The sequence below is a fragment of the Sphingomonas sp. GC_Shp_5 genome (assembly GCF_026540855.1).
Lineage (GTDB): Bacteria > Pseudomonadota > Alphaproteobacteria > Sphingomonadales > Sphingomonadaceae > Sphingomonas.
The window spans coordinates 1-19,265 of sequence record NZ_JALNUP010000011.1 but is presented as its reverse complement, the minus strand read 5'-3'; the positions used below and the strand labels follow the sequence as shown (position 1 = coordinate 19,265).

The following is a 19,265-nucleotide window of genomic DNA, read 5'->3' as shown; positions in this document are numbered from 1 at the left end:
GGGTGTCGGAAGGGGGGAGCGAATTGCCGCCTTTTACTTCAACAGCTTGGGCGCCTCGGCCTGGATTGCATCGCGGATCTTGCCCGCGAACAGCCCCAGGAAGCCGGGCAGGTCCACCACCGCATGGACGTTGGTATCGGACACCGTCGCGCGCGACGCGATCGACTGGCCCATCGCCGCGACGGTGAAATGCACCGTGTCGCCCTCCCAGCGATGCTCGACGGTACCGCCGCCCGGGATCATCCGCGTGATCTTGCCGATCCCGCCGTCGAGCCGCGCCCGCACTGCTTCCTTCCCGAGCTGGTGGGGGATGTTCACTTCGATCGGCGCGCTCATGCGGCTTCCTTCTTGTCTACCGCGAACAGCATCGCGTCATCGGCAAACGCCTTGAACTCGAGGGCGTTGCCGGACGGGTCGTAGAAGAACATCGTCGCCTGCTCGCCCGCCTGGCCCTTGAAGCGGACATGTGGCGCAATCCCGAAGCGAACCCCGGCCGCGGCCACCCGCTCGCTCAACGCCGTCCAGTCCGGCATCGTCAGCACCACGCCGAAGTGCGGCACCGGCACGTCATGACCGTCGACCGCATTGGCGACCGCGACCGGCTTGGCCGTGGGATCGAGGTGCGCGACGATCTGGTGGCCGAACAGATCGAAGTCGATCCAGCTGTCGCTCGAACGCCCCTCCGCGCAGCCCAACGTGCCGCCGTAAAAGGCGCGCGCGGCGGCGAGATCGTGGACGGGAAAGGCGAGATGGAAGGGGCGCAGTGTCATCGCCGGAGGATAGCCGCCGCCCCGCGCGTCGTCACCAGCGGAGTTGGGGAGCCGACCTGAGGGTAAACACGTTCTTGCCCCAACCCTCCGTCACTTCAAAATTTGTTCCTACGTCTACTGCGCCAACACGGAATTGCTCGAGCCTCTTGCCCTTCCACCAGAACACTGGTGGACCCTGGAACAAGCCTGGGTGAGTTCGCCTAGAGGCACCCCCCGCAACCACTTGTCCCGCCCGGCCGGATCGGCGACAGCGGCACCCGCTCGCCACGAGCCCCCGCCGACCAGGATGTTCCCGTGATCCGCGCCTTCCTTGCCCAGCGACCCGCCCTCGCCTCGATCCTGCTCGGCGCCATCGCCGCCACCGGCTTCGCGCCCTGGCAGCTGTGGCCGCTGACGCTCGCCGGCTTCGCGGTGTGGATCGCGCTGATCCACCGTGCGCCCAGCCTGCGCCGGGCGCTATGGCTCGGCTGGTGCTTCGGCCTCGGCCATTTCACCATCAACAACAACTGGTTCCAGCACGCGTTCGACTTTCAGGACAAGATGCCCCCGGTGCTCGGCTATTTCGCCGCGGTGGCGCTGGCGCTGTACCTCGCGATATTCCCCGCACTTGCCGCGGGCCTCGCCTGGCGGTTCGGCCGATCGAGCCGCTATGCCGTTGACGCGCCATACGTGCTGATGTTCGCCGCCGCGTGGATCGCCAGCGAATATCTGCGGAGCGTGCTATTCACCGGCTATGCCTGGGACCCGATCGGCGTGGTCTGGCTGCCGGTGATCGGCGTCGCCCGCCTCTCGGCCTGGATCGGCACCTATGCGCTGTCCGGTATCACCGTGCTCGCCGCGGGCTCGCTGCTGCTGCTCGCCACCCGCCACCGGGCATTGCCGCTCGGCCTTGCCGCCGCGCTCGTGCTCGCCGCGCTGTCGGCGCTGTGGACCAATGCGCCCGCCGCCGTACCCGACGCCCCGCTGCTCCGCGTCGTCCAGCCCAACATCGGCCAGGACGAGCGCAGCGACGACGATGGCGATCGCGTCCTCACCGCGCTGGCCAAGCTGTCCGGCCGCCCCGGCCCCCGCCCGCGGCTGATCATGTGGCCCGAGGGCGTGGTGCGCGACTATATCGAGGGCGGATACCCGCTCTATGCCTATGCCGGCGCGAGCCCGCTGTTCACCCGCTGGCGGATGGCGCAGCTACTGGGCCCGCGCGATATGCTGCTCACCGGCGGCACCGCGCTGCGCTTCAACGCCGCCGAGGACATCACCGGCGCCAGCAACTCGGTTTATGCACTCGACTCACGCGCGCGCATCCGTGACCGCTACGACAAGGCGCACCTCGTGCCCTATGGCGAATATCTGCCGATGCCCTGGCTGCTCAAGCCGCTGGGCCTCGCCCGCCTCGTCCCCGGCGATATCGATTTCGACGACGGCCCCGGCCCGCGCAGCTTCACCGTCCCCGGGTTCGGGCGGATCGGCTTCCAGATCTGCTACGAGATTATCTTCTCCGGCCGCGTGATCGACGAGGCGCATCGCCCGCGTCTGCTGTTCAATCCCTCCAACGATGCCTGGTTTGGCAGCTGGGGGCCGCCGCAGCACCTTGCCCAGGCGCAAATGCGCGCGATTGAGGAAGGGCTGCCGATCGTCCGCTCCACCCCCACCGGCATTTCCACGGTGATTGCCGCCGATGGCCGCCTGCTCGCCACCGTCCCGCACGAAACCGCCGGCGCGATCGAGGTGCCGATGCCCCCGGCGCTGGTGCCGACGCTGTTCAGCCGGCTCGGCAATTGGCTGGCGCTGATCGTCGCGCTGGCGATGATCGCGGGGGCCGTTGCCGTCCGCCGCCGGGCACGCTAGGGCAACATATAAGGAAAGCTTTATATGGCATGGCAACGGCCCGGGCTTTCCCCTCACCAGAAGGGATTCCAATGCGTTCCAGCTACATGTTCACATCCGAGTCGGTCTCCGAAGGCCATCCGGACAAGGTCGCTGACCAGATCAGCGACTCCATCGTCGATCTGTTCTTGTCCAAGGACCCCGAGGCGCGCATCGCCTGCGAGACGCTGACCACCACCCAGCTCGTGGTGCTGGCCGGCGAAATCCGCGGCAAGGGCATCATGGATGCCGCCGGCAACTGGGCCGAGGGCGTGCAGGACGAGATCGAGCAGACCGTCCGTGCCACCGTCAAGCGGATCGGCTATGAGCAGTCGGGCTTCCACTGGCAGACCTTCCGCTTCGAGAACAACCTCCACACCCAGTCCGCGGACATCGCGATGGGCGTCGACGAGAGCGGCAACAAGGACGAGGGCGCCGGCGACCAGGGCATCATGTTCGGTTACGCGACCGACGAGACCCCCGGCCTGATGCCCGCCACCCTCTACTACAGCCACAAGATCCTCGAGAAGATGGCCGCTGATCGCCATTCCGGCGCGGCGCCGTTCCTCGAGCCCGACGCCAAGAGCCAGGTCACCCTGTCCTACGAAAACGAACTGCCGGTCGCCGCGACCGCGCTGGTCGTCTCCACCCAGCATGCGCCCGGTTTTTGCGAGAAGGGCGACAACGCCGATCCCGCCAAATATGCCGTGCTGCGCGACTATGTAATGGGCGTGTTCAACGAGGTGCTGCCCGACGGCTTCATCACCGATGACACCAAGATCTACATCAACCCGACCGGCCAATTCGAGATCGGTGGCCCCGACGGCGACGCCGGCGTCACCGGCCGCAAGATCATCGTCGACACCTACGGCGGCGCAGCCCCACATGGCGGCGGTGCGTTCAGCGGCAAGGATCCGACCAAGGTCGATCGCTCGGCCGCCTATGTCGCACGCTATCTCGCCAAGAACGTCGTCGCCGCCGGCCTCGCGCGTCGCTGCACCATCCAGCTCAGCTATGCGATCGGCATCGCCGAGCCACTGTCGGTCTATGTCGACCTGCACGGCACCGGCACCGTCGAGGAAGCCAAGCTCGAAGCGGCGCTGCCGCAGCTGGTCCGGCTGACCCCCAAGGGCATCCGCGAGCACCTCAAGCTCAACGCGCCGATCTACTCGAAGACCGCCGCCTACGGCCACTTCGGCCGCGAGCCCGAGGGCGACCTGTTCACCTGGGAAAAGACCGACCTGGTCGACGCGATCAAGGCCGCCGTCGCCTGACCCAGGCCGGCTAAGCAAAATCGATCGATGATCAAAGAGCCTCTCCCGGCAATCTCGGGAGAGGCTCTTTTTGTTTTCCGACGGATTGCTCCCTGCCACTCGTCTAACGCAGCGTGCGAGGTTCAAGCTCGTCATCCGCTCCGGATCGAACCGACGACGTAAATCGTTTTCAATAGACGAGCCTTTGGATTGGGCGTATTTTCAAGGTCAGTGAATGCAGGAGATCAAAGATGAGGGCTGAACGCGTTGCTTTGAGCCTTGCCTTGACCGCGCTTACGATCCCGTTGGCGGCTCAGGCACAAAGCTCGATTGTTCCTGGTATCGTGGATATCGGCTGCTCGGCGGCCGCACAATGTGCTTACCAGGTCATGACGGCTCATCGAAACACGTTGCTAACGCTCCGCAAAGACGCATTGAAGCAAAAGCAGGAAGACGGCGGCACGCTTACCCCGGCTCACCTCGCCCGGTTTCAAGATCGCCTTGATGCCGCCAACAGGATTTACCGGCATACGCTCGAATTGCAGGCGAGCCCTGGTTACCGAGGCCCGTCCACGCCACGTTGACGTGGCTGAGAATGCTTTAAAAATTCCGCAGCGTTCTCGACGTCGGGCATAGCACGTGTTCCAATAGTCTGCGCTAGCGCCGACGCGGAAGTACCAAGGGTTGGTCGCTCAAACGGCCGTGATCGACCGACCTGCCGCCAGCGCCTGCAGCGCAGCGACATGACCTTTGAAGGCGGCCCGCCCTTCCGGCGTGGCAACGATCCAGGTTCGTTGCCGCGTATTCACCGTCGCCTTGCGCAACCGGATGTAGCCGCCTTCAGCGAGTTGCGCGAGATGCTTGGATAGGACGGAATCGCTCACGCTCAGCAGTTCGCGCGCAATACCGAACTCCATCTCGGTGACATCGGCAAGCAGCGCCATCAGCTGCAGGCGGGCCGGCGGATGGATCAGCGTGTCCAGCCGCTCAATCGTCATGGGAGGTGCCTTGCAGTTCCTGCCGGTACACCCGCTCCCAGGCGACGCTGCCAAGGGTGACGAGCAAGGCCATGGCGAGCCCGATAACAACGGGTGCCCAGACCAGCCCGAACCGCGCCTTCAGGACGATGGCAGCAAACAGCGCGATCCAGGCGGCAATCACCATCGCGAGCGCCAGCCACCGCGTGCGTCCCGGTCGATAGCCGCTGACGAAGAAACCATCGCGGCGACGGTCGCGCATCACGATCACCGCGGTGGCCGCCATGCAGCCGGCCGCGACGATGATGGGCCAGGGCGCAGGCAGGGCGTAGCCCATGATCATGGCCCCCATGACCAGGCCCACCGCCGCGTGGCGCCTCAGCGACCATGTTGCCCGTTGCGCCAAGGCGTCCCGCGCCCTGCCTATCGCCTCCAAGGCGCGCGCCGCTTCCACCTCATCCACTACTGCGTCCCCCTAACCAACAACCTCGATGACTTTCCATATCATAAAATTACGACTTGACGATGTGGAAAGCTGTGGCCACTTTCCAAAGCGGAAAGTAAGAGGCATCGATACATGATTCTCATCCTCATCTGGCTCATCGCGATGCTGGCAGGCGGCACCTGGTGGGTGCGCCACGACGTCACCGCCTATCGACTGTTCAAGGCGCTGCCGGATACTGCTGGTCGGCAACGCTGCTACGCGCTTTGGCTAGTGCAGAGCTTCGTCATTCTGGTGGGCGGCAGCGCGATCAGCCTTTGGCTGGCGGACGGATTGTGGCCGTTCCACGGCTTCCCAGAGGCTTTTGCACCTGCTCACCGGCTGCTCCAGTCACAAGGCCACGACACCGATGAGCATTGGTGGCCGATGGCACTCGGCCTGTCGGCCGGGATCATGCTGTCGGTCGCCATCCAGTGGCGTCGCCTAAAGAAAATGCTCGCGCCGCAGCAGGGACCGGACGCGGCGCTGATCCCGCGCAACCGGCGCGAGGGTGCGCTGGCCATGCTCTTGAGCATCAACGCCGGGTTCAGCGAGGAGCTGTTCTTCCGGCTGGCGCTGCCGCTGCTGCTGCTCCGGGTCACGCAGTCGCTAGAGGTAGCGGTGGCGATCTCGGTAATCTGCTTCGGTCTGGCCCATGCCCATTATGGTTGGAAGGGCGTGCTGGCCACCATGATCCCGGGTGGCTTCCTGACGCTATACTATCTCAGCCACGGGTCGCTGATGCGGGTCATGATAGCGCACGCGCTGATCGACGTGCTCGCCTTCTTCGTGCGTCCGGCGCTGGCCGACTGGCTGGCGCTGCGCAAGGCGCCGCAATGGGCAATGTCGGCTAGCTGAGGCGATCGAGATGGACCCATGTCCCAGGCAGGCCAGCACTGCCCGGGACATGCCAGTGAAGGTCAAGAGCTACTTCCCCGTCAGCCGCTGCTCAATCGCCGGCTCGAGCCGGTCAAACACCGCGCTGACCACCGCCTCGGACACCCAGCCGACCGCGGCGCCGACCACCACGTCGGACAGATAATGATGCCCCGCCGGCGCCTGCACCGCCGCCACCGCCGCCGCGCCGATCGCGCCGGGCACCGCGGCACCCTCGATATCGCGTGAGGCGGCACGCGCCACCGCGACCGCGCCAGCGGTGTGGCCCGACGGAAAGGAATTGAGTTCGTGATCGTGGCTGTCGCCGCGGGCGAAATGGGTCTGGCCGTCGGCCAGCGCCTTCTCCGGCCGGCTGCGATCGAACGACTGCTTGATCACGCTCTTCGCCGCGGTGGCGACGAGATGCGCCGCCAGCATCCGTGCGCCACCGCGCACCAGATCCCGCCGGCCGCCGAGCAGCCCCGCGGCGATCGTTCCCACCGAGGCGAGGATCAGCTGCGGCTGGTCCCCCACCTCGCCGAGCAGCCCGGCGAGCCGGACGACCGGCAGGTGCCGCACCGAGGCCGCCTTGTGCGTCACCTCGCGATCGGCCTGCGCGACCTTGCCTGCGGTCTTCTTGGCCTTCTTGGCGGACTTGCCATCGGCCTTCTTGCCGCTCAGCTTGCCGGTTGCCTTCTTGCCGGTCACCTTCTTGTCGCCCTTACCGTTCTTGCTCATGTCGCCTCCCCGTCCATTTCTGCTTTGACCTGCCCATGGGCGAGCAGCGCGAAGATCCCCGCGCCGCCCACCAGATTGCCGAGCACCGCCGGCGCGATCAACTCGATGAGGGTCTGCCACAATCCCGTCTTCCCGGCGAACATCAGCAGGAACGCCTCGTCCGACCCGACCACCGAATGGCTGAACCCCGCCGCCGTCAGCACATAGGTGAAGGCGACGATGATCCAGAAGCTCTGCTCGCGCGCATTGGGCAGCGCCCAGGCGAGGATCGCGATCATGAATCCGGCGGGGATGGCGTTGATGAACGTCGCGAGCGGCGACAGCTCGGTGATCTTGGCCGAGATCGCCAGCGCCGCGCCGCGGACCTCGTCGCTGCCGAGCAGTCCGTGCGCGATCAGCGCGCCGCTGATCGCGGTGCCGAGCAGGTTAGCGAACAACACGATGCCCCACAGCCTCAGTGTTCGCAGCAGCGCCCAGCGCGTCGGCGTCGTCACCAGCGGCAGCATCGCGGTGATCGTGCTCTCGGTGAACAATTGCATCCGCCCGAGGATCACGATCAGGAAGCCGAGCGGATAGCCGAGCGCGACCACCAAATCGCGCCACGGCGTCGCCGGCAGCTTGGCGTATAAGGCAGCCTCGGCGATCAGCGAGGCACTGATCGCCATGCCGGCGGCAAGCCCTGGCCAGAACAGCGACCCCACCGGGCGGCGCAGCTCGTCTTCGCCCTCCTCGCGCACCGCGCGGTGGAGTTCCTTGGCGTCCGCCGCCTTGAGGTCGTCATTGTCGCTGTCTGCCATTACGCCGGTGTAACGGCCCGCGTGCCGCTTTGCTCCGCGGCGCGATACGGCTAGAGGCGCCGGCGACCATGAACGATCCTGCCACCATCCGCCGCCTCTACGGCCGCCGCCAGGGCCATAAATTGCGCCTCGGCCAGGCCGCGCTCGTCGAAGACACGCTGCCCGCGCTCAGCGTGCCCGAGGCTGGCCCGCTCGATTCGACGACCTTGTTCGGCGACAAGCGCCCGCTCCAGCTCGAAATCGGCTTCGGCGCCGGCGAGCATCTCGCCGGCCAGGCTGCCGCCACGCCGGGCAGCGGCTTTATCGGCTGCGAGCCGTTCCTCAACGGCGTGGTCGGCGCGCTCGGCCATATCCGCGACGGCGACCTCACCAACGTCCGTCTGCACATGGGCGATGCGCTGGAGGTGGTCGAGCGGCTTCCCGACGCCTCACTCGAGCGGGTCTATCTGCTCCATCCCGATCCGTGGCCCAAGGCGCGTCACGCCAAGCGGCGGATGATCAATCACGGCCCGCTCGATGCGATCGCGGCCAAGCTAAAGGTCGGTGGCGAGTTCCGCCTCGGCACCGACGATCCCACTTATTGTCGCTGGGCGATGATGGTGATGAACCAGCGCACCGATTTCGCCTGGACCGCGCAAAGCCCGGCCGATTTCCTCACCCGCCCCGCCGACTGGCCCGAGACCCGCTACGAGCGCAAGGCGCGCCGCCACGGCCACGAGGTGTGGTACTTCCGCTACCTGCGGGTCTGAGCCGGCCTTTCAGCCGAGGTCGGATGGCTCCCGCCGCGCGCCGTCGACGATCCGCGCCGTCCGCGCCTGTTCCTGCGCCTCGGCAAGCTTCTCCGCCTTGGTGCGGCCGAACCGCTGGCGATTGGCGGCGGCTTGAACCTCGGCCGTGGTCCGGTCCCGAGCCTTACGGGCACGGCGCAGGTTGATGATCTCTGCCATGGCGGCACGATAGCAGCCACTTGGGCGGCCGCCTACTTCGTCAGACCAATTTCAATTCAGCACCGACCAGTCCGTCATCCCAGCGCAAGCTGGGATCTCACCGGGGTGTTGCGGCACGTGCCGCGACTAGAGCTCGACGTCCGCTGGGGCGACAATATGACTGTTACCGCGCCACCTGCTCCTTGAACCGCGCCGCGAGGCTGCGAAACGTCACCGACCAGCGCGTTTCTTCCATCTCGGCGATGCTGTGCTCCCAGCCGTGCCGCGCCTCGCCGGCGAGATGGTAGATCGATCGCGGCGGGAGCGGCACCGTCCGCCGGGCAAAGCCCCCCTCGTCCAGCCGCCGCCGGAACCGCATCGGCGCCGCCACCCCGAGCGAGATGCCGACGACATGCTCGAACACCGGCCGGTCGCGATGCCAGCCGATCCCCGCGCCCGGATCGTAGCGGATCAGCAATGCCTGGACGAGCTCGTCCGTCGCAAGCCCGGCGAACGCCGCCGCGCGATCGCGCACCGGCAGCAGCCAAGCGGGGATCGGCTCGGCCTCGGCGACACGGGCGGAGTCGAAATCATAATGCCAGCCGAACGACGCCGTCATCCGTTTGCCGAGCCACCCCTGAAAGCGGAACGGCGCTAGCGCCACCCCCTCGATCCCGGCGATCAACGCCGCCTCCTCGGCGACGGAGACGAAATCCTCAGCAAAGCGCAGCCCCGGCAGCGGCGCCATCTCAGGCGCGGGATCGAGAGCGAACAGATCGGGCTGGATGGCCATCGTGCCCATATAGGCGGCGAACGGCGGAACGCAGCGCCCCCAGGCTCATTGAACGCTGGAATGAGGATAGCGACCTACAACGTCAACGGCGTCAACGGCAGGCTTGCGGTGTTGCTGCGCTGGCTCGAGCAAACCCGGCCGGACGTGGTCGCGCTCCAGGAACTCAAGGCACCTGACGAAAAGTTTCCCCATGCCGCGATCGAGGCGGCGGGCTATCAGGTTATCTGGCATGGCCAGAAGAGCTGGAACGGCGTCGCGCTGCTGAGCCGCGTCGGCCTGCCGGTGGAGACCCGCCGCGGGCTGCCCGGCGATCCCGACCCCGCCCAGAGCCGCTACCTTGAGGCCGCGATCAACGGCGTGCTGATTGGCGGACTGTACCTGCCCAACGGCAATCCCCGCCCCGGGCCGAAGTTCGATTACAAGCTCGCCTGGTTCGACGCGCTGATCGGCCATGCTGCCGACCTGCTCGCCACCGGCATGCCGGTGCTGCTGCTCGGCGACTTCAACGTCATGCCGACCGAGCGCGACGTCTACAAACCCGAACGCTGGCAGGACGACGCGCTGTTCGCCCCCGAGGTCCGCGCCGCTTTCGCGCGGCTGGTCGGCCAGGGCTGGACCGAGGCGCTGCGCCACCTCCACCCAGACGAGACCATCTACACCTTCTGGGACTATTTCCGGAACGCCTATGGGCGCAACGCGGGGCTGAGGATCGACCATCTCCTGCTCAGCCCGTCGCTCGCCCTGCGCCTTGCCGCCGCCGGCGTCGACCGTGACGTCCGCGGCTGGGAAAAGACCAGTGACCACGCTCCGGTGTGGATCGACCTCCACGATTGATCGGCTCGAGGACTGCGCCACCGGCCATGATTACGTCGCAATGCCGGCTCATGATCGGGCCATGCTGCGGTCGCTGAGCAACAGATATCTCGACCTGCTCGGGTCGATCTACATCTACAACGAGCATCGCGGCTATACCGCGATCGATCGCGTGCTCGAGGCCGTACGCGCGGTCGCGCCCGATGATCACCGGTTCATCGCCGCGGTGGAGAAGCATCGGGCCGACGAGCGCAAACATTATCTGATGTTCCGCCGCTGGTTCGAGATGCGCGGCACCATGCCGCTGCTGGTGGATCGTACCTGCGGCCATATCGATCGGTTCGTCGAGATCATGTTCGGCCAGCGCATTGACGAGCTCGATACGCAGGCGATCATCGCCAGCGACGCGCAGTTCGAGAAGCTGTGCCGGGTGATCTCGCTCACCGAGCAGCGCGGCCACCAGCAAGTAAAGATCCTGCTCGATCATCCGTTCGTGAAGAGCGATCGCACGCTGATGAAGATTTTCCGGATCATCGAGCAGGACGAGCCGAGCCACTGGCAGCCGTATGACGCGTGGCTGCGCGCCCATGATCGCGCCGCGCCGCGCTGGTGGGAACGCGCCGTCGATCACTTCATCCATTCGGAACTGCTGTTCCTCAAGCTGCCAGCGCTGTTCCTGACGCCGCGGCTGCGCCGCCGCACCGACTGGGCGGACAGCGCCGATCCGGCCGAGCGCCTCGCCACGCCGTTCACTCTGGCGACGCCGGGCTGAGCGCCCCGCCCCTTCTATTTCCGCCAGGCCCGCGCCGCGCGCGTGACCGCCAGCCAGCGCTGGCGCTCCTCCTCGGCATCGGCCTGGGCACGATGCGCCGGCGTGCCGCGGTCGCGCACCGCGGCGAGGGTCAGCACCTCCTCGACGACGCTGGCGAGTTGCGCCGCCGGCACTGTCGGTGCGAGGATCGCGCGTGCCGCCTCAACCTGCGCCTCCTCCGTATCGCGCAGCCGCAGGCTGTGCCGCGGCAGCCCGGCGGCGCGGAGTAGATAGCTCAGCCACTTGCCGTCCCACGACGGCGCGCTCGCGAGCAGATCGTGCCCGGTGAGCACGTCCACCATCCGCTGCGCGACCTCATCGTGCGGACGACCGTCGCGCAGCAGCGTCGCGCGCGGAATGTGATGGATCGCCTCCGCCTTGGGATCCCAATCGGTCCAGCCATCCGCCGGCCGAATCAGGTGCGATTCCGCGGCGCCATCCTCGAACACCCAGGCGACTTCGATCGGATAGCTGGTCTTGGCGAGCGAGGAGGCTTCGAAGTCGAGGAAGGCGAGCATGGGCAAGGAACGCCGCAGCCGCCCGCCCGGGTGCACGCCGATCAGCCCGGCCGGTGGCCCGAGGCCCGCCAGCGACCGCGCAACAGCCGGCCGACCCATGCCGGCCAGCCGGGCCGCAGCAGCAGCCAGTCACGGATCGCGGGGCCGCGATCGGCGCCGATCACCTGCTTGTAGCCGCTATCGCCCGCGCCCCAGTCGACGATGGCGACACCGCGGCCGCGCGCCTCGACGAGGTTGCGATAATAGAGCAGCTTGCCGGGCGAATGCTTGGCAAAGGCCGGATCATAGCTGTTGGCGATGGCGTATTTGAGCGTGCCGGCATCGAGGTCGAACGAGAAGGCTGCAGGCTCGCCGTCGATCGTCAGCAGCGCGGCGTGGAGCATCGCGGCGATCGCCGGGTCCGCCGCCGCGGCCTGCCAGAAGGCGCCGTGCCCGATCGCGGTGAACTTGGCGTCGCTGCCGTCGGTGCGCGATGCGATCCAGCTCTTCTGCTCGATCCGGCCCAGCGCCGCAAAGCCCGCCGGCCAGTCGGCGCCGGACAGGAAGTGCCACTCGGGGGTGCCATGGCTGGCAAGGTGCTTCTCGTGGAAGCGGTTCTTGCGCAACGTCGAGCCACGCGGCCACGCGCCGTCGCGCTCCTGCGCCGCCATGTCGAGCCGCCAGCTGTCGGCGACGAAGCGGTCGATCGCCGTCCAGCCGCTCGCCCGCGCCGCTGCGATCAGCGCCGCCGCCGCGGGATCGTCGTCATAGACCGGCCCGATCCGCAGCCCGTTGACGCTCGCCGCCAGCGTCGCCAGCCCGACGCGCAGGCTCGCCTCGGTGGCATCGGTGGCGAGCGGGAAGCTGCGGAACGGCCAATAGCTTCCCGGGATCGCCGCCAGCCCGAGCCAGCGCGGCCCGGCAGCGACGAACGGCAGCGCCAGCACCGGCTCGCCATCCTCCTCCACCAGCAGTGTCCGCGCGGCGCCGCCATAGGCGCTGAGCGCGGCGGCATACCAGCCGTAGCGCAGGAAGGCGTGGCTCGGGGGCGCCCGCTCGGCCACGATATCGATCGCCGCCGCCAGGCCATCGGCGATGCTCGCGCGCGCCACCGGGGGCAGCCGCACGAAATCGGCAAGGAGCATCGGCTTGGTCACGCCGCGCGGCCTAGCGCCAAGGCGTTACCAAGCGGTGGAGCCGTCTCCGCCCGTGCCGCATCGAGCCTTTCGCTCCCCCGCTTTCCACCTATGATGCGCGTCATGCCCACCCTGCCTGCCGTCACCAATATCGCCCAGACCATCCAGCTGTCGCTCGCTCCGGTGTTCATGCTCGCCGCTATCGGCCAGTTGCTCAACGTCCTCGCCGGCCGGCTTGCCCGCGTCATCGATCGGGCCCGCGCGCTCGAGCTGCTGCTCGCCCGCGTCGAGGCAGACGAGCGCGCCCGCTACAAATGGGAGCTGCGGCTGCTCGACGAGCGGATGACGATCATCAATGCCGCGCTGTTCCTCGCCGTGTCCAGCGCCGTCATGGCATGCGTCGTGATCGCGCTGCTGTTCATCGCGAACATCGGCAAGTTCGCGATCGGCACGGTGATCGCGGTGGTGTTCATCGTCGGGGTGACGCTGCTGATCGCCTGCCTCACCGCCTTCATCTTCGAAGTCCGGGTCTCCCTGCGGTCGAACCATGTTCGCAAGGAGCTGCTGCTGTGAGCGCCGCGCTTGAACGCCGCCTGCTCCAGCTCGTCGTCGCGCTCGCCTGCCTGGTGCCACTGACGATCGGCGGCCAGAGCATCCTCACCGGCCCCGGCTTCCTCGGCCACCCGCCGGTGATCCCGCGCGATCTCGACAGCCACTTCCGCTACATCTCGGGCATCTTCTTCGCGGTCGGCATCGCCTTTGCGACCTGCATCCCCCACATCGAGCGTCAGGGCCCGCGCTTCCGCCTCCTCGCCGCACTGGTGATCTGCGGCGGCTGCGCGCGGTTGGTGTCGCTGGCGAGCGTCGGGGTCCCATCGCGAGGCCATCTGTTCGGCCTGGCGATGGAACTCGGCGTCGTGCCGCTGGTGATGCTGTGGCAGGCGCGCCTCGCAGCCCGCTACCGGTAGTCCCGGCTAGCGCGTGCCCTCCAGCCCTGCGCCGACATCCGCCTGCGCCAGATAACGCGGCGCCACCCGCGCCTTCGCCCGCTGCTCATACGCATAGCCCGCGCCGAGCACCGTCGCATCGCCGTTCCTGGTGGCGATGAACGACAGCCCCACCGGCAGGCCCTTCACCAGCCCCATCGGCACCGTGAGGTTGGGGTAGCCCGCGATCGCCGGCAGCTCGCTCGAGCTCGGCCCGTCATATTGATCGCCATAGACCGGGTCGCTTAGCCACGCCCCCGCATAGGTCGGCTCCACCAGCAGTTGCGCGCCCGCCGCCTTGAGCATCGCATCGATGCCCTCGCGCCCCGCCAGCCGCAGCGAGGTGGCCCGCGCCGCCTGATACGCCGGATCGTCGAGCCCCTGGGTCTTGGCCGCCGCCTCGAACGTCTCCTGTGCGAAGAACGGCATCTCCTCGGCGGCATGCGCCTTGTTGAAGGCGATCACCTGATCGAGCGTTCGCGCCGTCACCGCCGCCGGCGTCGCCGCCAGATAGGCGTTCATGTCCGCCTTCAATTCGGTCTTGAGCACGGTGAATTCGGCGTCGCCGATCCCCTCGAGCTTGGGCTGCTTGACCTCCACCAGCACCGCCCCCGCGGCGCGCAGCACCGCCAGCGCTGCATCGTAGCGCGCCGCCACCGCCGCCGACATCTCGGGCCGGATCACCCCCACCCGCATGCCGGACAAGGCGGAGGTCGACAGCCCCGCGGCGTAATCGTGCGTCATTGCGCCCGCGGTCGCCGGATCGGCCGGATCGGCCGCGACCATGGCCGAGAACAGCACCGCCACGTCGCGCACGCTGCGTGCCATCGGTCCCGGCGTGTCCTGGCTGTGGCTGATCGGCACCACTCTGGTACGGCTGACCATCCCGATCGACGGCTTGAGCCCGACCAGCCCGTTGATCGACGAGGGGCAGACCACCGAACCGTCGGTCTCGGTGCCGACCGCCGCCGCCGCGAAGCTCGCTGCCACCGCCGCGCCCGAGCCGGACGACGACCCGCAGGCGGTACGATCGAGCGCATAGGGGTTCTTCACCAGCCCGCCGACCGCGCTCCACCCGCTCATCGCATGGCTGGAGCGGATGTTGGCCCATTCGGACAGGTTGGTCTTGCCGAGGATCACCGCGCCCGCCGCGCGCAGCGCTGCCACCACCGGGGCATCGCGGCCGGTGACATTGTCCTTGAGCGCAAGGCTGCCGGCGGTGGTTGCCATCCGATCGGCAGTCTCGATATTGTCCTTGATCAGCACCGGCACGCCGTGCAGCGGCCCGCGCACCCGCCCGGCCTTGCGCTCGGCATCCAGCACCTTGGCCTGGGCGAGCGCATCGGGATTGACGGCGATCACCGCGCGCAGCCCCGGGCCCCGGCGATTCATCGCCGCGATCCGCGCGAGATAGGCGCGAGTGATGTCGACGCTCGACGCCTGCCCCTCCGCCATCATCGCGCCAAGCTGGTCGATCGACACCTCCTCGACCGCCACCGTCTTCGCCGCCGCCGGCACGGCTGCCGACGCCATCATCAACCCGATCACAAATGCCCGCATGTCAGCCCCTTAAGTTCAAGGGTACGATGCTATCGTTGCGCCGCCGCGACGCAAGCGGGCGTTCACCCCCTACTCGTCACCCCAGCGCATGCTGGGGTCTTTGGCGATGCCGCGGTGAAGGAGCGGCTTGACACCCCAGCTTGCGCTGGGGTGACGCATTGTTCAGTCGACGAACGCGCGCTCGATCACGAACTGGCCCGGATTTGCGTTGGAGCCCTCGGTAAAGCCGATCCCCTCGAGCATCGCCGCCGTCTCGCGGATCATCGCCATGCTGCCGCACAGCATGATCCGATCGGTCTCAGGATCGAGCTTCTTGGCGCCTTGCACCGGGTCGCCGAACAGCGCCGCGCTCTCGATCAGGTCGCCGATCCGGCCGGTGGTGCGGAACGGCTCGCGGGTCACGGTCGGGATGTAATGGAATTGCGCCTGTGCCTCGTCGGAGACCAGCGGATCCTCGGCCAGCCGCGACTGCAGCTCGTCGTGATAGGCAAGATCGCTCACCACCCGCACCGAATGGACAAGGATGATCTGGTCGAACATCGAATAGACGTCCGGGTCGCGCGCCAGGCTGAGGAACGGCGCAAGCCCCGTGCCGGTCGAGAAGAAGAACAGCCGCTTGCCGCCGATCAACGCGTCGGTGACGAGCGTGCCGGTCGATTTCTTGCCGAGATACACCTCGTCGCCCGGCTCGATCAGCTGCAGCTTCGAGGTCAGCGGGCCATCCTCCACCTTGATCGAGAGGAACTCGAGCTCCTCGGCATAATGCGGGCTGGCGATCGAATAGGCGCGCATGATCGGCTTGGCGCCCTCGCCGTCGCCCGGCAGCCCGATCATCACGAACTCGCCCGAGCGGAAGCGGAAGCTCGCCGGGCGCTCGACCGCGAACGAGAACAGCCGGTCGTTCCAATGGCGCACCCACAGCACCTTGGCATTGAGAAACGCCTTGGTCTCCGGGATCAGGGCGGGGGCGCGGACGTCGGTCATGCGTATCTTCCTTGAGCCGCGCCGGCGGGGCGCGGGATCGCCTGGGTCGAGGCTGATTGCGAGCGATGCGCAATATGGGGGCGCGGCCGATGGGTCAACCGAAGCAACGCTTGGGCGCTTCCTGCTCCTCCTTTCCCCGTCGGCACCTTTTCCACCGTCGCCACCCCAGCGAAAGCTGGGGTCTCACGCGGCTCCTTCCCCGCGCCATCGCCGAAGATCCCAGCCTTCGCTGGGATGACGGCAGAAGCATGGGCAAGAGGCTTGGATCCGGACGGTCGGGAGTTGTTGTTAGCCCGCTACCGCCACCCCATATCTTACTCATATGGCCATCCAGATCCGCACCAGCCTCGCCGAACCGGAAACCGGCGATACCTTCGTCCCCCATCGCCCGGCGCGCCCCGCCAAGATCGAGGAGGCGCGGCCGTTCAAGCTGGTCAGCGAATATACCGCGAGCGGCGACCAGCCGACCGCGATCAAGGAGCTGACCGAGACCGCCCGCGCTGGCGAGAAGGACCAGGTGCTGCTCGGTGTCACCGGCTCGGGCAAGACCTTCACCATGGCCAAGGTGATCGAGGAGCTGCAGCGCCCGGCGCTGATCCTCGCCCCCAACAAGATCCTTGCGGCGCAGCTCTACGGCGAGTTCAAGAGCTTCTTCCCCGACAATGCCGTCGAATATTTCGTCAGTTACTACGACTACTACCAGCCCGAGGCCTATGTCGCGCGGTCGGACACCTACATCGAGAAGGAATCGTCGACCAACGAGTCGATCGACCGGATGCGCCATTCGGCGACCCGCTCGCTGCTCGAGCGCGACGACGTCATCATCGTCGCCTCGGTGTCGTGCCTGTACGGCATCGGCTCGGTCGAAACCTATTCGGCGATGATCTTCGATCTCAAGAAGAACACCACCGTCGATCAGCGCGAGATTGTGCGCAAGCTCGTCGCGCTCCAGTATAAGCGCAACGATGCCGCCTTCCAGCGCGGCAACTTCCGCGTGAAGGGCGACACGCTCGAGATCTTCCCGTCGCATTATGAGGACAGCGCCTGGCGCATCTCCTTCTTCGGCGACGACATCGAGGACATCACCGAATTCGATTCGCTCACCGGCAAGAAGGTCGCGAGCCTCAACTCGGTGCGCATCTACGCCAACAGCCATTATGTCACGCCGGGGCCTACCCTCAAGCAGGCGGGCGATGCGATCAAGCACGAGCTCGCCGAGCGGCTCAAGGAGCTGGTAACGGAGGGCAAATTGCTCGAGGCCCAGCGGCTCGAACAACGCACCAACTTCGATCTTGAAATGATCGCGGCAACGGGCAGTTGCGCGGGAATCGAGAATTACAGCCGCTTCCTCACCGGCCGCCTGCCCGGCGAGCCGCCCCCCACGCTGTTCGAATATCTCCCCGAGAACGCGCTATTGTTCGTCGACGAGAGCCACCAGACGGTGCCGCAGATCGGCGCGATGGCGCGCGGCGATCACCGCCGCAAGATCACGCTCGCCGAATATGGCTTCCGCCTGCCGAGCTGCATCGACAACCGGCCGCTGCGCTTCAACGAATGGGATGCGATGCGCCCGCAGACCGTCAGCGTCTCGGCGACGCCGGGCAGCTGGGAAATGGAGCAGGCCGGCGGCGTGTTCGCCGAACAGGTCATCCGCCCCACCGGCCTGATCGATCCGCCGGTCGAGATCAAGCCGGTCGAGGAGCAGGTCCAGGATCTGATCCAGGAATGCCACAAGACCACCGCGGCGGGCTATCGCACGCTGGTGACCACGCTCACCAAGCGGATGAGCGAGGATCTCACCGAATATATGCACGAGGCCGGGATCAAGGTCCGCTACATGCACTCGGACGTCGAGACGCTCGAGCGCATCGAGCTGATCCGCGACCTGCGGCTCGGCGTCTATGACGTGCTGATCGGCATCAACCTGCTGCGCGAGGGCCTCGACATCCCGGAATGCGGGCTGGTCGCGATCCTCGATGCCGACAAGGAGGGCTTCCTGCGCTCGGAAACGTCGCTGATCCAGACCATCGGCCGCGCCGCGCGCAACGTCGACGGCCGAGTGATCCTCTACGCCGACCGCATCACCGGCTCGATGGAGCGGGCGATGAACGAGACCGCGCGGCGCCGCGAGAAGCAGGAGGAATATAACCGCGAGCACGGCATCACGCCGACCACGATCCGCCGCAACATCGGCGACATCATCGCGCATGTCAGCCAGGGCGATCAGGTCACCATCCCGATCGACGATGAGCGCCCGCACATGGTCGGCCACAACCTCCGCGCGTACATCGAGGATCTCGAAAAGCAGATGCGCAAGGCCGCCAGCGACCTTGAGTTCGAGACCGCTGGCCGCCTGCGCGACGAGATCCGCCAGCTCGAGAACGAGGAGCTCGGCCTGCCGGTGGAAGAGCATAAGGCGCCGATCATGGGCCGCAGCAACGAAGGCAAGCCCGGCACCCGCAAGACCCGCTACGGCAAGGAACAGAAGATGCGGATGGGCGGGCGCCGGTCGCGGTAGCGGGCGCTTAGCCGAGCGCCAGATCCTCCGTGCCCACGCCGTAATAGCTCGCCACGCGATCGGCATAGGCCTGGTCGAAGGTTGGCGAGTTGTTGGCCCAGCTCGGGCCGCCCTCGAGCACGCGGCGGTCGATCGTCACCACATAGAGGTCGCGGACTGGATCGAACTGGAGCAGCGCGAACGGCAGCGGGTAGAAGCTCTTGCCCATGCCGAGGAAGCCGCCGAGGCTGAGGACCGCATGGGTCACCCGGCCGGTGCCCTTGTGGACCATGAAGGCAAAGACGCTGCCGACTGCGTCGCCGTCACGGCTCTCCACCTTGGTGGTGTGGGCGACATTCGCCTGGATCAGCAGCTGGGTGGGGATGGCGGCGGTGGTCATAGGTGTCTCCTGGTTGTGCCGGTGAACCGCCCGGCGCCCGCGCCGGTTCCGCCCGCGGCGGGTTGAAGAGGCATCGATCCATCCCCCATAAGCGACGCCATGCGCGC

Annotated in this window: 23 protein-coding genes; 10 read left to right on the top strand and 13 right to left on the bottom strand. The window is 67.1% G+C overall.

What is annotated here, in order from left to right:
* Nucleotides 1-33: 33 nt before the first annotated feature.
* Together OXR60_RS10365 and OXR60_RS10360 are read right to left on the bottom strand one after the other, a co-directional pair.
* Complete coding sequence (locus tag OXR60_RS10365; protein WP_267395821.1) at nt 34-336, bottom strand: polyhydroxyalkanoic acid system family protein; 303 nt, start codon at nt 334-336, stop codon at nt 34-36.
* Nucleotides 333-770 (bottom strand): VOC family protein, encoded by a 438-nt coding sequence (locus OXR60_RS10360; RefSeq protein WP_267395820.1) that lies wholly within the window; start codon nt 768-770, stop codon nt 333-335. Before OXR60_RS10360 ends, OXR60_RS10365 begins: the two co-directional genes overlap by 4 nt.
* Nucleotides 771-1,067: 297 nt before the next feature.
* Between OXR60_RS10360 and lnt the strand changes: the two genes are divergently transcribed.
* From lnt to OXR60_RS10345, 3 genes are all read left to right on the top strand, one after another.
* Nucleotides 1,068-2,615: an apolipoprotein N-acyltransferase gene (gene lnt, locus OXR60_RS10355; RefSeq protein WP_267395929.1), complete on the top strand. Its 1,548-nt coding sequence runs from the start codon at nt 1,068-1,070 to the stop codon at nt 2,613-2,615.
* Between the two features lie 71 nt (nt 2,616-2,686).
* Nucleotides 2,687-3,907, top strand: a complete 1,221-nt coding sequence (gene metK / locus OXR60_RS10350; protein WP_267395819.1) for a methionine adenosyltransferase — start codon at nt 2,687-2,689, stop codon at nt 3,905-3,907.
* 230 nt (nt 3,908-4,137) lie between these two features.
* On the top strand, nt 4,138-4,470 hold the full coding sequence (locus tag OXR60_RS10345) for a hypothetical protein (protein ID WP_267395818.1): 333 nt from the start codon (nt 4,138-4,140) through the stop codon (nt 4,468-4,470).
* 108 nt (nt 4,471-4,578) lie between these two features.
* Here the strand turns inward: OXR60_RS10345 and OXR60_RS10340 are convergent, their stop codons facing one another.
* Both OXR60_RS10340 and OXR60_RS10335 read right to left on the bottom strand, forming a co-directional pair.
* A complete protein-coding gene (locus OXR60_RS10340) occupies nt 4,579-4,884 on the bottom strand; it encodes a transcriptional regulator (RefSeq protein WP_267395817.1) in 306 nt (101 codons plus the stop codon).
* Nucleotides 4,874-5,326: a hypothetical protein gene (locus tag OXR60_RS10335; RefSeq protein ID WP_267395816.1), complete on the bottom strand. Its 453-nt coding sequence runs from the start codon at nt 5,324-5,326 to the stop codon at nt 4,874-4,876. Before OXR60_RS10335 ends, OXR60_RS10340 begins: the two co-directional genes overlap by 11 nt.
* 114 nt (nt 5,327-5,440) lie before the next feature.
* Between OXR60_RS10335 and OXR60_RS10330 the strand changes: the two genes are divergently transcribed.
* The gene (locus OXR60_RS10330) at nt 5,441-6,202 is read left to right on the top strand and encodes a CPBP family intramembrane glutamic endopeptidase (protein WP_267395815.1); all 762 of its coding nucleotides are present in this window, start codon (nt 5,441-5,443) and stop codon (nt 6,200-6,202) included.
* Nucleotides 6,203-6,271: 69 nt separating this feature from the next.
* On the opposite strand, the gene OXR60_RS10325 is transcribed toward OXR60_RS10330, so the two are convergent.
* Entirely contained in the window at nt 6,272-6,958 is a 687-nt protein-coding gene (locus OXR60_RS10325) for a phosphatase PAP2 family protein (RefSeq protein ID WP_267395814.1), read from the bottom strand.
* Complete coding sequence (locus tag OXR60_RS10320) at nt 6,955-7,755, bottom strand: formate/nitrite transporter family protein (RefSeq protein ID WP_267395813.1); 801 nt, start codon at nt 7,753-7,755, stop codon at nt 6,955-6,957. Before OXR60_RS10320 ends, OXR60_RS10325 begins: the two co-directional genes overlap by 4 nt.
* Before the next feature lie 68 nt (nt 7,756-7,823).
* On the opposite strand from OXR60_RS10320, the gene trmB reads away from it, so the two are divergent.
* Complete coding sequence (gene trmB / locus OXR60_RS10315; protein WP_267395812.1) at nt 7,824-8,504, top strand: tRNA (guanosine(46)-N7)-methyltransferase TrmB; 681 nt, start codon at nt 7,824-7,826, stop codon at nt 8,502-8,504.
* Nucleotides 8,505-8,513: 9 nt separating this feature from the next.
* Here trmB and OXR60_RS10310 read toward each other — a convergent pair whose 3' ends face one another.
* Nucleotides 8,514-8,702 (bottom strand): DUF4169 family protein, encoded by a 189-nt coding sequence (locus tag OXR60_RS10310; protein WP_267395811.1) that lies wholly within the window; start codon nt 8,700-8,702, stop codon nt 8,514-8,516.
* 163 nt (nt 8,703-8,865) lie between these two features.
* Nucleotides 8,866-9,474, bottom strand: coding sequence for an alpha-ketoglutarate-dependent dioxygenase AlkB (locus OXR60_RS10305; protein WP_267395810.1), 609 nt, complete (start codon nt 9,472-9,474; stop codon nt 8,866-8,868).
* Nucleotides 9,475-9,534: 60 nt separating this feature from the next.
* On the opposite strand from OXR60_RS10305, the gene xth reads away from it, so the two are divergent.
* Nucleotides 9,535-10,308 (top strand): exodeoxyribonuclease III, encoded by a 774-nt coding sequence (gene xth / locus OXR60_RS10300; protein WP_267395809.1) that lies wholly within the window; start codon nt 9,535-9,537, stop codon nt 10,306-10,308.
* A gap of 61 nt (nt 10,309-10,369) precedes the next feature.
* Nucleotides 10,370-11,059 carry a ferritin-like domain-containing protein gene (locus OXR60_RS10295; protein WP_267395808.1) on the top strand — a complete coding sequence of 230 codons (690 nt, stop codon included), beginning with the start codon at nt 10,370-10,372 and terminating at the stop codon, nt 11,057-11,059.
* A gap of 14 nt (nt 11,060-11,073) precedes the next feature.
* Here OXR60_RS10295 and OXR60_RS10290 read toward each other — a convergent pair whose 3' ends face one another.
* Nucleotides 11,074-11,616 carry a transcriptional regulator gene (locus OXR60_RS10290; RefSeq protein ID WP_267395807.1) on the bottom strand — a complete coding sequence of 181 codons (543 nt, stop codon included), beginning with the start codon at nt 11,614-11,616 and terminating at the stop codon, nt 11,074-11,076.
* 41 nt (nt 11,617-11,657) lie between these two features.
* Nucleotides 11,658-12,752 (bottom strand): GNAT family N-acetyltransferase, encoded by a 1,095-nt coding sequence (locus OXR60_RS10285; protein WP_267395806.1) that lies wholly within the window; start codon nt 12,750-12,752, stop codon nt 11,658-11,660.
* Between the two features lie 102 nt (nt 12,753-12,854).
* Between OXR60_RS10285 and OXR60_RS10280 the strand changes: the two genes are divergently transcribed.
* Together OXR60_RS10280 and OXR60_RS10275 are read left to right on the top strand one after the other, a co-directional pair.
* Nucleotides 12,855-13,304 carry a DUF2721 domain-containing protein gene (locus OXR60_RS10280; protein ID WP_267395805.1) on the top strand — a complete coding sequence of 150 codons (450 nt, stop codon included), beginning with the start codon at nt 12,855-12,857 and terminating at the stop codon, nt 13,302-13,304.
* Complete coding sequence (locus OXR60_RS10275) at nt 13,301-13,699, top strand: DUF4345 domain-containing protein (RefSeq protein WP_267395804.1); 399 nt, start codon at nt 13,301-13,303, stop codon at nt 13,697-13,699. Before OXR60_RS10280 ends, OXR60_RS10275 begins: the two co-directional genes overlap by 4 nt.
* 6 nt (nt 13,700-13,705) lie before the next feature.
* Here OXR60_RS10275 and OXR60_RS10270 read toward each other — a convergent pair whose 3' ends face one another.
* Complete coding sequence (locus tag OXR60_RS10270; protein WP_267395803.1) at nt 13,706-15,277, bottom strand: amidase; 1,572 nt, start codon at nt 15,275-15,277, stop codon at nt 13,706-13,708.
* A 162-nt stretch (nt 15,278-15,439) separates the two neighbouring features.
* Nucleotides 15,440-16,261 carry a ferredoxin--NADP reductase gene (locus tag OXR60_RS10265; RefSeq protein ID WP_267395802.1) on the bottom strand — a complete coding sequence of 274 codons (822 nt, stop codon included), beginning with the start codon at nt 16,259-16,261 and terminating at the stop codon, nt 15,440-15,442.
* A 322-nt stretch (nt 16,262-16,583) separates the two neighbouring features.
* Here OXR60_RS10265 and uvrB point away from each other — a divergent pair, with 322 nt between their 5' ends.
* Entirely contained in the window at nt 16,584-18,779 is a 2,196-nt protein-coding gene (uvrB, locus tag OXR60_RS10260; RefSeq protein ID WP_267395801.1) for an excinuclease ABC subunit UvrB, read from the top strand.
* Nucleotides 18,780-18,786: 7 nt separating this feature from the next.
* On the opposite strand, the gene OXR60_RS10255 is transcribed toward uvrB, so the two are convergent.
* On the bottom strand, nt 18,787-19,158 hold the full coding sequence (locus tag OXR60_RS10255; protein ID WP_267395800.1) for a PRC-barrel domain-containing protein: 372 nt from the start codon (nt 19,156-19,158) through the stop codon (nt 18,787-18,789).
* Nucleotides 19,159-19,265: the final 107 nt, after the last annotated feature.

Coding starts and splice junctions, on each gene's coding strand:
- OXR60_RS10365 (WP_267395821.1), bottom strand. CDS start 336: ATGAGCGCGCCGATCGAAGTGAACATCCCCCACCAGCTCGGGAAGGAA.
- OXR60_RS10360 (WP_267395820.1), bottom strand. CDS start 770: ATGACACTGCGCCCCTTCCATCTCGCCTTTCCCGTCCACGATCTCGCC.
- metK (WP_267395819.1), top strand. CDS start 2,687: ATGCGTTCCAGCTACATGTTCACATCCGAGTCGGTCTCCGAAGGCCAT.
- OXR60_RS10345 (WP_267395818.1), top strand. CDS start 4,138: ATGAGGGCTGAACGCGTTGCTTTGAGCCTTGCCTTGACCGCGCTTACG.
- OXR60_RS10340 (WP_267395817.1), bottom strand. CDS start 4,884: ATGACGATTGAGCGGCTGGACACGCTGATCCATCCGCCGGCCCGCCTG.
- OXR60_RS10330 (WP_267395815.1), top strand. CDS start 5,441: ATGATTCTCATCCTCATCTGGCTCATCGCGATGCTGGCAGGCGGCACC.
- OXR60_RS10325 (WP_267395814.1), bottom strand. CDS start 6,958: ATGAGCAAGAACGGTAAGGGCGACAAGAAGGTGACCGGCAAGAAGGCA.
- OXR60_RS10320 (WP_267395813.1), bottom strand. CDS start 7,755: ATGGCAGACAGCGACAATGACGACCTCAAGGCGGCGGACGCCAAGGAA.
- trmB (WP_267395812.1), top strand. CDS start 7,824: ATGAACGATCCTGCCACCATCCGCCGCCTCTACGGCCGCCGCCAGGGC.
- OXR60_RS10310 (WP_267395811.1), bottom strand. CDS start 8,702: ATGGCAGAGATCATCAACCTGCGCCGTGCCCGTAAGGCTCGGGACCGG.
- OXR60_RS10305 (WP_267395810.1), bottom strand. CDS start 9,474: ATGGCCATCCAGCCCGATCTGTTCGCTCTCGATCCCGCGCCTGAGATG.
- xth (WP_267395809.1), top strand. CDS start 9,535: ATGAGGATAGCGACCTACAACGTCAACGGCGTCAACGGCAGGCTTGCG.
- OXR60_RS10295 (WP_267395808.1), top strand. CDS start 10,370: ATGCTGCGGTCGCTGAGCAACAGATATCTCGACCTGCTCGGGTCGATC.
- OXR60_RS10290 (WP_267395807.1), bottom strand. CDS start 11,616: ATGCTCGCCTTCCTCGACTTCGAAGCCTCCTCGCTCGCCAAGACCAGC.
- OXR60_RS10280 (WP_267395805.1), top strand. CDS start 12,855: ATGCCCACCCTGCCTGCCGTCACCAATATCGCCCAGACCATCCAGCTG.
- OXR60_RS10270 (WP_267395803.1), bottom strand. CDS start 15,277: ATGCGGGCATTTGTGATCGGGTTGATGATGGCGTCGGCAGCCGTGCCG.
- OXR60_RS10265 (WP_267395802.1), bottom strand. CDS start 16,261: ATGACCGACGTCCGCGCCCCCGCCCTGATCCCGGAGACCAAGGCGTTT.
- uvrB (WP_267395801.1), top strand. CDS start 16,584: ATGGCCATCCAGATCCGCACCAGCCTCGCCGAACCGGAAACCGGCGAT.
- OXR60_RS10255 (WP_267395800.1), bottom strand. CDS start 19,158: ATGACCACCGCCGCCATCCCCACCCAGCTGCTGATCCAGGCGAATGTC.